13 protein-coding genes are annotated in these 12,876 nt (G+C 71.6%); 7 read left to right on the top strand and 6 right to left on the bottom strand.

Annotation, left to right across the window (positions count from 1 at the left end; translation table 11 throughout):
• The first annotated feature begins 419 nt into the window (after positions 1 to 419).
• On the top strand, positions 420 to 1,199 hold the full coding sequence (locus ACIBG7_RS03860; protein WP_397335091.1) for a hypothetical protein: 780 nt from the start codon (positions 420 to 422) through the stop codon (positions 1,197 to 1,199).
• 141 nt (positions 1,200 to 1,340) lie between these two features.
• On the opposite strand, the gene ACIBG7_RS03855 is transcribed toward ACIBG7_RS03860, so the two are convergent.
• Together ACIBG7_RS03855 and galE are read right to left on the bottom strand one after the other, a co-directional pair.
• Positions 1,341 to 2,561, bottom strand: a complete 1,221-nt coding sequence (locus ACIBG7_RS03855; RefSeq protein ID WP_397335090.1) for an MFS transporter — start codon at positions 2,559 to 2,561, stop codon at positions 1,341 to 1,343.
• 269 nt (positions 2,562 to 2,830) lie between these two features.
• Entirely contained in the window at positions 2,831 to 3,766 is a 936-nt protein-coding gene (galE, locus tag ACIBG7_RS03850; protein WP_397335089.1) for a UDP-glucose 4-epimerase GalE, read from the bottom strand.
• Positions 3,767 to 3,842: 76 nt separating this feature from the next.
• Between galE and ACIBG7_RS03845 the strand changes: the two genes are divergently transcribed.
• Genes ACIBG7_RS03845 through ACIBG7_RS03835 form a run of 3 tightly spaced genes read left to right on the top strand, consistent with a single transcriptional unit; the run spans position 3,843 to position 6,878 of the window.
• Positions 3,843 to 5,150: a hemolysin family protein gene (locus ACIBG7_RS03845; protein ID WP_397335088.1), complete on the top strand. Its 1,308-nt coding sequence runs from the start codon at positions 3,843 to 3,845 to the stop codon at positions 5,148 to 5,150.
• A gap of 14 nt (positions 5,151 to 5,164) precedes the next feature.
• On the top strand, positions 5,165 to 6,169 hold the full coding sequence (gene trpS, locus ACIBG7_RS03840) for a tryptophan--tRNA ligase (RefSeq protein ID WP_397335086.1): 1,005 nt from the start codon (positions 5,165 to 5,167) through the stop codon (positions 6,167 to 6,169).
• A gap of 16 nt (positions 6,170 to 6,185) precedes the next feature.
• Positions 6,186 to 6,878: an AAA family ATPase gene (locus ACIBG7_RS03835; RefSeq protein ID WP_357916233.1), complete on the top strand. Its 693-nt coding sequence runs from the start codon at positions 6,186 to 6,188 to the stop codon at positions 6,876 to 6,878.
• Here the strand turns inward: ACIBG7_RS03835 and ACIBG7_RS03830 are convergent.
• From ACIBG7_RS03830 to ACIBG7_RS03820, 3 genes are all read right to left on the bottom strand, one after another.
• Complete coding sequence (locus tag ACIBG7_RS03830) at positions 6,857 to 7,909, bottom strand: serine hydrolase domain-containing protein (protein ID WP_397335085.1); 1,053 nt, start codon at positions 7,907 to 7,909, stop codon at positions 6,857 to 6,859. The genes ACIBG7_RS03835 and ACIBG7_RS03830 overlap by 22 nt on opposite strands.
• Positions 7,910 to 7,990: 81 nt before the next feature.
• A complete protein-coding gene (locus ACIBG7_RS03825) occupies positions 7,991 to 8,554 on the bottom strand; it encodes a helix-turn-helix domain-containing protein (protein WP_357916239.1) in 564 nt (187 codons plus the stop codon).
• A gap of 3 nt (positions 8,555 to 8,557) precedes the next feature.
• Positions 8,558 to 9,133, bottom strand: coding sequence for a TetR/AcrR family transcriptional regulator (locus tag ACIBG7_RS03820; RefSeq protein ID WP_357916242.1), 576 nt, complete (start codon positions 9,131 to 9,133; stop codon positions 8,558 to 8,560).
• 88 nt (positions 9,134 to 9,221) lie between these two features.
• Between ACIBG7_RS03820 and ACIBG7_RS03815 the strand changes: the two genes are divergently transcribed.
• The 3 genes from ACIBG7_RS03815 to ACIBG7_RS03805 all read left to right on the top strand — a co-directional run bounded on the left by ACIBG7_RS03815 (position 9,222) and on the right by ACIBG7_RS03805 (position 11,720).
• Positions 9,222 to 9,629, top strand: coding sequence for a DUF3291 domain-containing protein (locus tag ACIBG7_RS03815; RefSeq protein WP_357916245.1), 408 nt, complete (start codon positions 9,222 to 9,224; stop codon positions 9,627 to 9,629).
• A gap of 70 nt (positions 9,630 to 9,699) precedes the next feature.
• Entirely contained in the window at positions 9,700 to 10,797 is a 1,098-nt protein-coding gene (locus ACIBG7_RS03810) for a VanZ family protein (RefSeq protein WP_397335084.1), read from the top strand.
• Entirely contained in the window at positions 10,785 to 11,720 is a 936-nt protein-coding gene (locus ACIBG7_RS03805) for a YihY/virulence factor BrkB family protein (RefSeq protein WP_397335082.1), read from the top strand. The genes ACIBG7_RS03810 and ACIBG7_RS03805 overlap by 13 nt, the downstream gene beginning before the upstream one ends.
• Positions 11,721 to 11,740: 20 nt before the next feature.
• On the opposite strand, the gene ACIBG7_RS03800 is transcribed toward ACIBG7_RS03805, so the two are convergent.
• Complete coding sequence (locus ACIBG7_RS03800; protein ID WP_357916254.1) at positions 11,741 to 12,853, bottom strand: D-alanyl-D-alanine carboxypeptidase; 1,113 nt, start codon at positions 12,851 to 12,853, stop codon at positions 11,741 to 11,743.
• Positions 12,854 to 12,876: the final 23 nt, after the last annotated feature.

Here is a 12,876-nt window from a genome sequence, read left to right as displayed (position 1 = left end):
AGCCGCTGACCGCCTGTGCGGCGGGGTGTGGGTATGGCGGGGCGTGATCCTGTGCGGCGGCCAGCCGCTGACCGCCTGTGCGGCGGGGTGTGGGTATGGCGGGGCGTGATCCTGTGCGGTGGCCAGCCGCTGACCGCCTGTGCGGCGGGGTGTGGGTACGGCGGGGCATGATCCTGTGCGGCGGGCAGCCGCTGACCGCCTGTGCGGCGGGGTGTGGGTACGGCGGGGCATGATCCTGTGCGGTGGCCAGCCGCTGACCGCCTGTGCGGCTAGATGTGGGTATGGCGGGGCGTGATCCTGTGCGGCGGGGAAGCCGGTGACCACCTGTGCGGGAGGATGTGGGGGCGGTGGGAGGTTTCTTTGGCCCCACAAGCGTGTCGGAGATCAAGTTCTCCCAGGTCACCGCGTTGAATTGAACCATGAGGCGCTTTCTCGCCAGTCTGGTCGGACTTGTCGTGACAGTGGCGCCGGGGGTCGTTCGCGCCGAGGCGTGGGGCGGTGCGGACCTGTCCGTGCGGGTGACTCCGGAGCCCCGAGTGGCCCAGCCCGGGCAGCCCATCCTGTACCGCGTCACGGTACGCAACGCGGGCCCGGGTGACGCCGTGCTACCGGTTCTACGGGTGACGATCCCCACCGGGGTGGACGTGGTGAACGTGAACGTGGCCACCTGCCGCCCCGGGCGGACGGTGAACGAGGTGGTCTGCCCGTCGCCGACGGACGTGCTCGCGGGAGGGTCGGGCGAGGTGCGCATCGGGGGTGTCGTCCAGGCCAAGGCGAAGGGGCCGCTACGGGCGACGGCGACGCTGACGTCCGAGGTGAAGGACGACAACGAGGCCGACAACACCCATGTGGCCAGCACGCCGGTGGACGAGGGGGCGGATCTGCGGCTCCGGTTGAGTCACGCAGGGCCGTACGAGCTGGAGGCCGAGGTGCGCAACCGCGGGCCGCGGGCGGCGCAGCGGGCTTTCGTGGCCTTTCGTACCGGTGCCGGGCGGTTCCTGACGGCGACCGGGGCGGCCTGCCATCACCGGGCGGGGCACGTGTTGTGCCGGTTGCGGGAGATCGGCTCGGGCGGGGTGGCCCGGCTGCGGCTGGCGTTGCGCCCGTCGCGCCAGCCGGTGACGGCCAATGTGTACTCGACGCGGCTCGGCGACCGCCACCCGGCCAACAACGTCGCCCGCCTACGCCCCCGCCCCTGAGCAGCCCGCCTGAACCTACGCCCCGGCCCTGAGCAGCCCGCCTGAACCTACGCCCCGGCTTTGAGCAGCCTGCCGGTGAACCTACGCCCCGCCCCTGTGTGGCCTGCCTGAATCTTGGTGCCCGGCACAGGCGGGGCCGGCTCAAAGCTTGGCGGCCGCGGTTACCGCGGGTTCGGGGCGGGTGCGGGCTGCCCAGCGGGCCACCGGGGGGACGGCGAGGCCGGCCAGGAGGAAGACGGCGCCGAACAGCAGCCACCCCGGCCACCCCCAGGCGATCAGCACGGTCGACAGCAGGGCCGGCGCCGCCACCGTCCCGAGCTGCTGCCCGGTGCCGTACATCCCCTGGTACTGCCCGAGCGCGTCGTCGGGCGCGAGCTCGTAGGACAGCCCCCACGAGCCCGCCGACTGGGTGAGCTCGCCGAAGACGTGCGACACCCCGCCGAGCGCCAGCACGCCGATGACGAGCCACCCGGAGGCGCCCGCCGCGAGGGCGAAGAGCACGCACGCGCCGGTCAGGTAGATCCCCGCCCACCGCTGCGCCCGCGCCGCCCCGGCGATGGTGTTCGAGCCCCGGCTGAAGCGCACCTGGAGCAGGATGCACGCGGCGGTGTTGATGAAGTTGATCACCGCGACCATGACCACGGGCGCGCCGATGTGGTCGATCCAGAGCGGCACGGCCACCTGGAGCATGCCGTGCTGCACGAACAGCACCGCGTTCAGGAGGGTGAGCACCGCGTAGGGCCGGTCGCGCAGCACCGCCCATTTCGGTCCGGTGCGCTCGGCGGTCCGGGGGGCGGGCGCGGCCTTGGGCACGCGGAGGATGAGCACCGCGCCGAGCAGGTAGCCGGCCGCTGCGCCGTACACCATGATCAGGTAGGCCGGGCGGGTGTCGACGGCGAGCGCGGCGGTGGCGGCCAGGCCGCCGACCGCCCAGCCGACGTTGGTGACCACCCGCAGGTACGCGCGGGCCGAGACCCGCTCCTCAGCCGGTACGGCGGAGCCCACCAGGGTGCTGCGCGAGGTGATCTCGGCCGCCTCGGCGAACCCGACGAGCGAGGCGACCACGACGAACCCGGTGAAGCCGGTCACGAAGGCGTAGCCGAGCAGGAGCACCCCGGTGAGCACGGAGGTCGCGAAGGCCATCGTCCGCGCCCCGACCACGTCGCAGAGCCGCCCGGCCGGGAGCCCGGCGCTCAGTCCCACGACGGCGGCGATCGACAGCCCGAGCCCCACCTCGGCGGCGGACAGGCCCACGGAGCGGCTGAAGTAGATGACGCTGACCGTCATGAACAGGCCGCGGCCGAGCGAGCGGGGGAGCAGCGCGAAGGTGAGTGCCCGGATCGGGCCGGGTTGGGGGAGCACGGCCACCGATGCTATCGGTCGTGCCTTTTCTCACTTTTGGGTGGTGCAGAGCTGGGGAGTCCGGGCCGGGGTGGTGACGGTGGTCGCGAAGACCACCCCGGCGGCGGCGACGCTGCTGCCGATCAGGATGAGGACGCCAAGGAGAAACATCGTGACCCTTGGTGAAAAGTTCCTCACATTTCGATATGACAGCACATATCCGGCCGGCGTGCCGGGCTTTCCGGAAAACCGGGCGGTCCAACACACGTCGGGCGTCGTGGAGGAGCCGGTCAGACGAGGGCGGTCCAGGCGTCGCGGACGATCTCCTCGATGCTGGAGTGCACCGGCTTCCACCCCAGCTCCCGCTGGATCTTGTCCGACGACGCGACCAGAATCGCCGGGTCGCCCTCCCGCCGCGGCCCGACCACCGCGGGGATCGGGTGGCCGGTCACCTCGCGGCAGACCTCGACGACCTGCTTGACCGAGAAGCCCGTCCCGTTGCCCAGGTTGTAGACGCGGTGCTCGCCCGGCGTGCAGGCCTGCAGCGCCAGCAGGTGCGCCTGGGCCAGGTCGGCGACGTGGATGTAGTCGCGCACGCAGGTGCCGTCCGGCGTCGGGTAGTCGGTGCCGAAGATCGACACGTCCTGCTTCTCGCCCGCGGCCACCTTCAGCACGTTGGGGATGAGGTGCGTCTCGATCGCGTGCCGCTCGCGGAAGGTCTGGTAGGCGCCGCCGACGTTGAAGTACCGCAGGCTCACCGCGCCCAGGCCGTACAGCGCCGCGAAGGTGGTCAGCGCGGTGTCCACGGCCAGCTTGGAGGCGCCGTAGGGGTTGACCGGCCGGGTGGGCGCGCTCTCCAGGATCGGGCTCGACTCCGGGTTGCCGTACACGGCGGCGGTGGAGGAGAAGACGATCCGGTCGACGCCCGCGGCGCGCATGGCGTCGAGCAGCTTGAGGGTGCCGCCGAGGTTGTTCGCCCAATACCGCTCAGGAAACTCCACCGACTCGCCGACCAGCGACTTGGCGGCGAAATGCAGGACCGCTTCGACACCGTCCAGCGGAGCCTCGGCGATGTCGCCCTCGACGAAGCGCGCGCCCGCCGGAACCGCGTCCGCGTGGCCGGTGGACAGGTCGTCGAGCACGGTCACGTCGTGGCCGGCTTCGAGGAGCTGAGCGGCCACGACGCTGCCGATGTACCCGGCGCCACCGGTGACCAGGAGTCGCATGTTCACCTCTGTTGGAATTAGTTGGAAATTGTAGGGCTGCCTTCAGCATACGCCGCCCGAGTACGCTGGCACCGCCGTGAACGTGCTGATCGCCAACATCGCTCTCGTCCTGCTCTTCATTCTGGTGGGCGGGTACTTCGCCGCGGCCGAGATGGCCATGGTCTCGCTCCGCGAGTCCCAGGTCCGCAAGCTCAGCGAACGCGGCCGCCGTGGCGCCCGCGTGGCCAGGCTCGCCCGCGACCCCAACCGCTTCCTGTCGGCCGTGCAGATCGGGGTGACCTTCGCGACCATGCTCTCGGCCGCCTTCGGCGCCGACCGCTTCGCGACCCAGCTCCAGCCGCTGCTCGTGCAGTGGAACATCCCGGTCGCCCTGGCCCCGGCGCTCGCGCTGGTGTTGGTCACGCTGGCCATCTCCTACGTTTCGCTCGTGCTCGGCGAGCTGGCGCCCAAGCGGCTGGCCAGGCAGCGGGCGGAGGGCTTCGCGTTGTTCTCCGCGCCGCTGCTCGACCGGATCGCCACCCTGTCGCGCCCGGTGATCTGGGCGCTGTCGAAGTCCACCGACGGGGTGGTCCGGCTGCTGGGCGGCAACCCGGAGGCCGACCGGGAGAAGATGACCACCGAGGAACTGCGCGACATGGTCGTCGGGCACGCCGAGCTCACCGCCGACGAGCGGCACCTCATCGCCGAGGTCTTCGCCGCCGGCAAGCGGCAGTTGCGCGAGGTGATGCTGCCCCGCACCGAGGTCGAGTTCATGGAGGCCGACACTCCTCTGGCCGAGGCGGCGGTGCTGGCCGCCGCGATGCCGCACTCCCGCTTCCCCGTCTACCGCGAGTCATACGACGAGATCCTCGGCTTCGTGCACGTGCGCGACCTGCTCGACCCGGTGCTGACCGGGCGGATCGAGCCGATCCACGAGCTGGTGCCGATCCGGCCGGTCAAGCTGGTGCCCTCCTCCAAGCGGGTGCTGTCCACGCTGTCCGAGATGCGCGGCGAGGGGCATCACCTGGCCATCGTGGTCGACGAGTACGGCGGGACCGCCGGCATCGTCACGCTGGAGGACCTCGTCGAGGAACTGGTCGGCGACATCCGCGACGAGTACGACTCCGAGGACGACACGGTCCGGCTGCCCGGCGAGATCGAGATCGACGGGCTGACCAACCTCAACGACTTCGCCAGCGAGACCGGGATCCGGCTCCCGGACGGGCCGTACGAGACCCTCGGAGGCTTCGTCATGGCCGTCCTGGGGCACGTGCCGGCCCTCGGCGAACAGGTGGAGATCCCGGGCTTCCGGATGACCGTCACCGACCTCGACGGGCGGCGCGTGGCCCGCGTCCACGTCAAGCGCCACACCGTGATCGAGTCGCCGCCGCCCCCGGAAAGCTGACACAATTGCGGGCTATGGCCAGACCTCGTGTTCTCTCCGGCATCCAGCCCACGGCAGACTCCTTCCACCTGGGCAACTACCTGGGTGCGGTGCGTCAGTGGGTCACGCTGCAGGAGACGCACGACGCGTTCTACTGCGTGGTCGACCTGCACGCCATCACCGTGCCCACCGACCCGGCCGACCTGCGCCGCCGTACCCGGGTGGCGGCCGCGCAGCTCTTCGCCGCCGGGCTCGACCCCGAGCGCTCCACCGTCTTCATCCAGTCGCACGTGCGCGAGCACGCCGAACTGGCCTGGGTGATGAACTGCCTCACCGGGATGGGCGAGGCCGGGCGCATGACGCAGTTCAAGGACAAGTCCGCCCGTTTCGGCGAGAGCGCGGCCAGCGTCGGGTTGTTCACCTACCCGATCCTGCAGGCCGCCGACATCCTGCTGTACCAGGCCGACAGCGTGCCCGTCGGCGCCGACCAGAAGCAGCACCTGGAGCTCACCCGCGACCTCGGGCAGCGCTTCAACCACCGCTTCGGCGACACCTTCACGCTGCCCGAGCCGTACATCCTGAAGGAGGTCGAGAAGATCACCGACCTCCAGGACCCGACCGCCAAGATGTCGAAGTCGTCCTCCTCCCCGGCGGGCATCCTCGACGTGCTGGAGCAGCCCGGCCCGCTGCGCAAGAAGGTCATGCGCGCGGTCACCGACACCGGCTCCGAGGTGCTCTTCGACGAGACCAACAAGCCGGGCATCTCCAACCTGCTGCGCATCCAGTCGGCGCTGACCGGCACGGCCATCCCCGACCTGGTCGCGCGGTACGAGGGCCAGGGCTACGGCACCTTCAAGAAGGACGTCGCCGAGGCCGTGGTCGAGGCCTTCTCGCCGATCCGCGAGCGCACCGAGAAGCTGCTGGCCGACGAGGCCGAGCTCGACCGGCTGCTCGCCGTCGGCGCCGACCGGGCCCGTACGGTCGCCCGGCAGACGATGGAGCAGGTGCGCGACCGGGTCGGCTTCCTGCCCGCGCTCTGACGCGCGGGCCCCGGTCATGACCCCCGGCTCCCGGCCCACCGGCGACCTGACGTCGGCCGCCCGCTCCGGCCTCCCGCCCACCGGTGGGGCGGGCGGGACGACGTCCGGGGGGAGCCTGCGCTTTCCCGCCGGCTCCCTGGTCATCCTCACCGGACTGCCGGGCGCCGGGAAGAGCACGCTGCTCCGGCGGCTGTACGGGCTGACCGGCCAGGAGGCCGGGCCGGTGGCGGCCGGCCCGACGCGCGTGATCGACTCCGGCCAGGCCCGGCTGCGCTGGGCCCGCACGCTGGCCTGGGCGCCCAAGCCGGTGCGCACCTTCGTGGTGCACTGCACCCATCTCAGCCGCATCGCGCGCAACCTCGCGGCCGGTCACTCGGTCGTCGCGCACAACCGCGGCACCTGGAGTCACATCCTGTACGGCTTCGCCTGGCTGGCCCGCCGGCACGGGCGCGAGTTCCACCTGATCATGCTGGACGTCGACGCGGCCACCGCCATGGAAGGCCAGCAGGTCCGGGGCCGGGTGGTGCCTCGCGCCACCTTCGACCGGCACGCCCAGCGCTGGCGGGTCCTGGTGCGGCGGGCGCGGGCCACCGGGGCGCTGGCCCCGGCGACCGGCGTCACCGTGCTCGACCGGGCGGGCGCCGACCGGGTGACCGAGTTGAGCTTCACCGGGCCGGGCGCCCCCGCTCAGCCGCCGACCGCGGCGTAGATCTTCTGGACCACCGCCGGGCTGCCGCCCTTGGGCGACCACTCGGTGGAGTTGACCAGGTAGACCAGCCGCAGCGCCAGGTCCTTGGTGGCGAACACCCCGCTGGCGTAGCCGGGCCGCTCGCCGACGTGTCCCCAGACGGTGATGCCGCCGGAGGTGGCCGACTGCAGCCCCATCCCCATGCAGGCTTTGGGTCCGGGGCAGCCCGGCCCGAAGGCGGGCACGTCGGGGATGGTGAACATGGCCGCCAGCTCCGCGCCCTTGACCACCTGGCCGCGGAACAGCGCCCGGATGAACCGATCGAGGTCGGGCGCGTTGGAGATCATCTCGCCCGATCCCCAGGCCACCGACGGGTTCTGCCGGGTGACGTCGACCAGACGCTCGCCGATCCGGACGTAGCCGCGGGTGTACGGCTCCGGCAGCCGGCTCGCCGTACCCGGCACCGACGTGGCCGCCAGCCGCAGCGGCTCGATGACGCGCTCGGTGATCACCTGCCCGTACGGCCGGCCGGTCGCCCGCTCGATGGCCTGCGCGGCCAGCATGTAGTCGGCGTTGTTGTACTGCTGCCGCGTCCCCGGCTCGAAGTCGAGCGGCGCGGCGAGCGCCGGCTTGAGCAGCTCGGCCGGGGTGTAGGTGTCGAAACGGTGTTTCAGGTACCAGCGCGGGTCGTCCACCCGCACACTGGCCCGCGACAGCCCGCTGGTGTGGGTCAGCAGGTGCCGCAGGGTGATCTGCTTGCCGTCCTTGGTCAGCACCGGGTCGTCGAGCCGGAGCGCGCCCTCGTGGACGAGCTGCAGGGCGGCCGCGGCGATGAAGGTCTTGGTGATGCTCCCGATCCGGAAGCGCGTGGTCTTGGCGACCTTGGTGCGGGCGGTCACGTCCGCGTAGCCGGAGGTATGGGTCTGCCCGTTGACCCGGACGAGCGCGGCGGTCGCCGTCTCGTCGGGCAGGCCCTGGATGGCCTCCCTGATGGCGCCGGGGTCGGCGGGGGCGACGGCGAGTAAGAGCGCGAGCTTGATTTCGAGCAGCATGACCTGCTCTCCTTTTCCTTGGGAATCGTGTGCAGCGTTTCCGTTGGGGGCCGCCGGAGTTGCCGCTCGGGCGGCCCCGTCTCACATGCTCGGGAAGGCGATGAAGCGGGTGAGCACCTCCCGTCGCTCGTCGGCGTCTTCGGAGTCCTCGTGACGCGAGTAGCGCTCGATCAGCCGCAGGTACTCCTCGAAGAACTCCGCGAGTTCCGGCAGCGTCACCCGGATCCGCCCCCGCGAGTACGGCAGCGCGTCCCCCCACTCGCCCAGCTCGTCGCGGGCGGCCAGGAAGCGGCCGAGCGCCTCCTGGTCGCCGCTGCGCCAGAGCTCGTCGAGCTCGGTGAGCGCCGAGCGCATCGCGGGGTCCTGCTCGCTGTGCACCGGGAAGCGGAGGTTGCGGCGGGCCGTACGCCACCAGCGTTCCCGGCCGGGGCGGCCGGTGAGCTCCTCGACGAAGCCGTGCTCGGCCAGGACGCGGAGGTTGTAGCTGGTGCCGCCGGTGGTCACGCCGAGTTTCCTGGCCAGCGTGGTCGCGGTGGCCTCGCCGTCGAGGGCGAGTTGCCGCAGGATGCGCTGGCGCAGCGGGTTGGCCAGCGCCTTGGCTGAGCCCAGGTCGGCGTACTCGGTCACCTTTGCACGATAAGTCATGCATCATTTATCGTGCAAGCCTCCGGTGAGCACTTGGAGGACGGGGCGGACCGCCGCCGCCGGGTCGTCGCCGAGCTCGGCCGGGAGCGCCCCGCTGAGCCACAGTTCGGCGAAGCCGTGCGCCATCGACCAGGCGGCCAGCGAGGTGGTCCGGCCCTGGACGCCGCCGGTGGGCAGCGTGCGGGCGCCCCGGGCCAGGATCTGCCCGGCCCGGTCGCGGGCCGCGGCGACCTCGGGCGCGGCGCGGTCGTACAGTTCGGGACGGAACATCACTTCGAAGTGCGCCCGGTGCGCCACCGCGAAACGCACGTAGGCGACCCCCACGTCCAGGAAATCCGCCCCGGCCTCGGCCAGCGTGTCGGCGAAGAGCTCGAAGCCCTCGGCGGCGATGGCGGTGAGCAGGCCGGCCTTGTCGCCGAAGTGATGGGCGGGAGCCGCGTGCGAGACCCCGGCGCGGCGGGCCAGTTCGCGCAGGCTCCAGGTGGCGGTGCCGCTCTCGCCGATCGCCTCGACGGCGGCCTCCAGGATCGCCCGGCGGAGGTTGCCGTGGTGATAGCTGCGGGTGCTGATCGTTCTCACTCCTCGCGCTCGAATCTTGTCGTTGACAAGTTTAGCCATGGCGTGGCATCTTGTCAGTGACAAGATAAGACTGGAGAGGATGGAACCGATGCCCACGATTCCCTGGATCAAGGTGAACGACGCCGAGGCCGGCGGCGAGATGACGGTCATGGCCTCCCGGTTCGAGGTGCGCTCGATCTGGCAGGTGCCGGGCTTCTTCGTGACCTCCATGCGGTTGTGGCGGCAGGCGCTGCGCTCGCCGGGGGCGATCGGCGTGTCATTGAAGGCGCAGCCCGGACGCCGGATCTTCTGGACGTTGTCGAGCTGGACCGACAAGCAGGCGATCCACCGCTACGCGGCCACCGAGCCGCACCGCTCGGGGATGCGGAGCAAGCGCGGGGTGATGAAGGAGTCGACCTTCGTCTTCTGGACCGCACCGGCCGACTCGGCCGAGGTGGCGTGGGCGGAGGCCGAGGCGCGCATCGCCGCGGAACGGGCCTCGGGACCGTCGGCCTGAGCCCCGGAACGGGGGGTTCGCGGGCGCAATCGTGGTCATTTCCCGGTGATCACGCGGGAACCCAGTGGTCGTGGGGGTCTACACGACGAATCTGGCCATCGCGCTGATCATGGCGCCGTTCTTCATCGTGCTCGGCGCCCTGCCCTTCGTGGCCGGGCAGTACCGCCGGTTCGGCCGGGTGGGCGGCTGGTCGGGCCTGGTGGCGGCGGCCATGGTGCTCTACGCCTGCGCGGTGGTGGCCTTCACGCTGTTCCCCCTGCCCGAAATCAGTGACCCGGTGGAGTTCTGCCGGGCCCGGCAGCAGCTCGCCCACCCGCAACTGCGGCCGCTCGCCTCGCTCGACGACATCGTGCGGGCCGCCACACCCGCGCTCCGCAAGCAGGCCTTCCAGCAGGTCTTCTTCAACTTCGTGCTGTTCGTGCCGCTGGGCTTCTTCCTGCGCTACCGCTACCGGCGCGGGTTCTGGCTCACCGTGCTCGCCGGGTTCGTGCTCTCGCTGACCGTCGAGCTCACCCAGCTCACCGGGGACTGGGGGCTCTACCCCTGCGCCTACCGGCTGTTCGACGTGGACGACCTGATCACCAACACCGGGGGCGCGGCGATCGGCTGGCTGCTGGCCGTACCGCTGGCGAAGGTGTTGCCGTCGGCGTGGCCGCGGCCGAGCGCGGACCTCGGCCCGCCCGGGGTGACCCGCCGGGTGCTGGGCGACCTGCTGGACTTCGCGGTGTGGTGGTTCACCGCGACGACGGCGTGGATCGTGCTGGCGATCTGGCAGCAGCTCACCGCGCACGCCTGGGCCGAGTTCTGGAGCGACGTGGTGCTGTACGCCATCGGCCTGCTGCTCCTGCTGGTGCTGCCGCTGGTCCGGCGCGACCGGTCGGGGCCGGGCCGGGCGGCGCTGCACCTGGCCGTGGTGGACGCGCGCACCGGACGGCCGGCGAGCCGCGGCGCGGTGCTCGGCCGCTTCCTGATCTTCCCGTTGCCCTTCGTGGTGCTGTCGGCCCTGGAGAGTCCGCTGTCGGTCCTGGGGCTGGCGGTGGCACACTTGGTCGTCGTCCTGGCCCGGCGCGACCGCAGGAGCATCGCCGGCCTCGCGACCGGTACGACCACGGCCACGAGGGCAGCAGTGCGAAGAGAAGAAGCCGGGAGAGAGCCATGCCACGCCTGATGGAGCGCCTGGACGCGGCCCGAGCGCGCGGGCGCGGGCTGGTCGATCACTGGCGGGTGCGGCTGAGCTGGGTGGACCACCTGATCAGGACCGTGCAGCGCTACCAGTTCCAGAGCGGCGACCGGCTGGCCGGCGCGGTGACCTACTTCGCGTTCCTGTCGTTCTTCCCGCTGATCGTGCTGGCCTACTCGATCTTCGGCTACGTGCTGGCCGACGACCAGGCGCTCGTCGACCAGCTCACCGACGAGATCAAGAAGCAGCTCCCCGGGGTGGCCGACCAGCTCGACCTGCAGACCATCGCCGCCTCCAAGGCCAGCGCCGGGATCATCGGCCTGCTCGGTCTGCTCTACGCCGGGCTCGGCGCGGTCGACGCCCTGCGGGGCGCGCTGCGCGAGATGTACATGACGACCACGCCGCCGCTCAACTTCTTCCTCGGCAAGCTGCGTGACCTGGCTTCGCTGATCATGGTTGGCGTCACGATCCTGGTCTCGGCCGTGGTCGCCGGGGCCGCCAGCCAGGCCACCGAGTTCGTGGCCGACCTGCTGGGGCTGGCCGACCACTCGCCGGGCGAGGAGCGGGCGATCTGGTTCACCGGCGTGCTGGCCTCGGGGGCGGCCGACTGGCTGATGTTCATGATCGTGCTGGGCTGGATCGCGCGGCCCGTGCAGCCGCTGCGCGTCATCGCGCGGGGCGCGCTGCTCGGGGCGATCGGGTTCGGGCTGCTCAAGCAGCTCGCGTCGCTGCTGCTCGGGCACACCCTGACCAACCCGCTCTACGGGGCGTTCACGGTGATGGTCGGGTTGCTGCTGTGGATCAACTTCTCGGCGCGGCTGACCCTGTACGTCGCCGCGTGGACGGCCACGGCGGGCCTGCCGCCGCCGCCCTCGCCGGCGCCCATGCCCGAGTCAGGACCGCGTCCGTGAGCCCGTCGCCCATGCTCGGGTCAGGACCGCGCCCGTGACCGCTTGCGGCGCAGGCCGTACACCAGCCAGACCGTGCCGAACAGCAGCCCGCCGCCGATGACGGCCAGGCCGGCGGTCCGGCTGCCGCCGTCCTGCATGCCCGCCGCCGCGTCCAGCAGCGGCGCCGCGACGGCGCTGGCCGACGGCGACGGAGCCGCCGCCGCAGGCGGTACGGCAGGCGTGTCCGGCAACGGCTCGACCAGCCGCCCCACCGGGACCACCTTGCCGCTGGCGGCGAACCCCCAGTCGAGCAGGTCGGCCACCTCGTTCCAGAAGTAGCCCTCGTGCCGCATGATGGCCACGATGATCGTCTTGCCGTTGCGGGTGGCGGCGCCGACGAAGGTGCCCTGGGCCTTGGACGTCCAGCCATTCTTGACGCCGACCATGCCCTTGTAGTTCCACAGCAGCTTGTTGTGGTTGGAGATCTCGTACCACTTCTTCGGCGCCGGGAAGCGGGAGACCTTGGTGCTGATGTAGCGGGCGAAGGCCGGGTTGCGCAGCCCGGCGCGGGCGATGAGCGCCAGGTCGTAGGCCGAGCTGCTCTGGCCGGGCTTGTCCAGCCCGCTGGGCGTCTTGGCGACGGTGTCGTTGGCCTGCAGGCGGTGTGCCACGGCGTTCATGTCCTGGAGCGTCTTGGCCAGCCCGCCGTTGACCTCGGCCAGCGCCATCGCGGCGTCGTTGCCGGAGGACATCATCAGCGCGCGGAACAGGTCGTCGACCTTGTAGAGCGGCTTGCTCACCAGGCCGACCGCGGATCCCTCCTGGTTGACCGCGGTGGCGCTGGGCTTGACCCGCAGGGCGGGGTCCAGCTTCGGGATCAGCGTGAGGGCGGTGAGCGCCTTCAGCGTGCTGGCCGGCAGGTAGCGGCCGTGCGCGTCCTTGGCGGCGAGCACGTCGCCGGAGCCGGCCTCGGCGATGACGTAGGAGGTGGCCTTCGTCTTCGGCGGCGCCTTGACGCCCTCCGGCCGGACCAGGCCCCTGCTCCCCAGCAGGTCGCCGCCGACCGGCGGGTTCTGCGCGTACGCCGGTACGGCGCACACGACACTTGTGGCCGCGGCGAGGAAGGCCGCGGTCGCCCCGATTCTCGTCCTCATAGCAGGCTCAGCGTAGCCTTCGC

It is taken from the genome of Nonomuraea sp. NPDC050328 (assembly GCF_044459405.1).
GTDB lineage: Bacteria > Actinomycetota > Actinomycetes > Streptosporangiales > Streptosporangiaceae > Nonomuraea.
The sequence above is the reverse complement of the archived record's forward strand: the minus strand, read 5'-3'. Positions and strand labels throughout refer to the sequence as shown.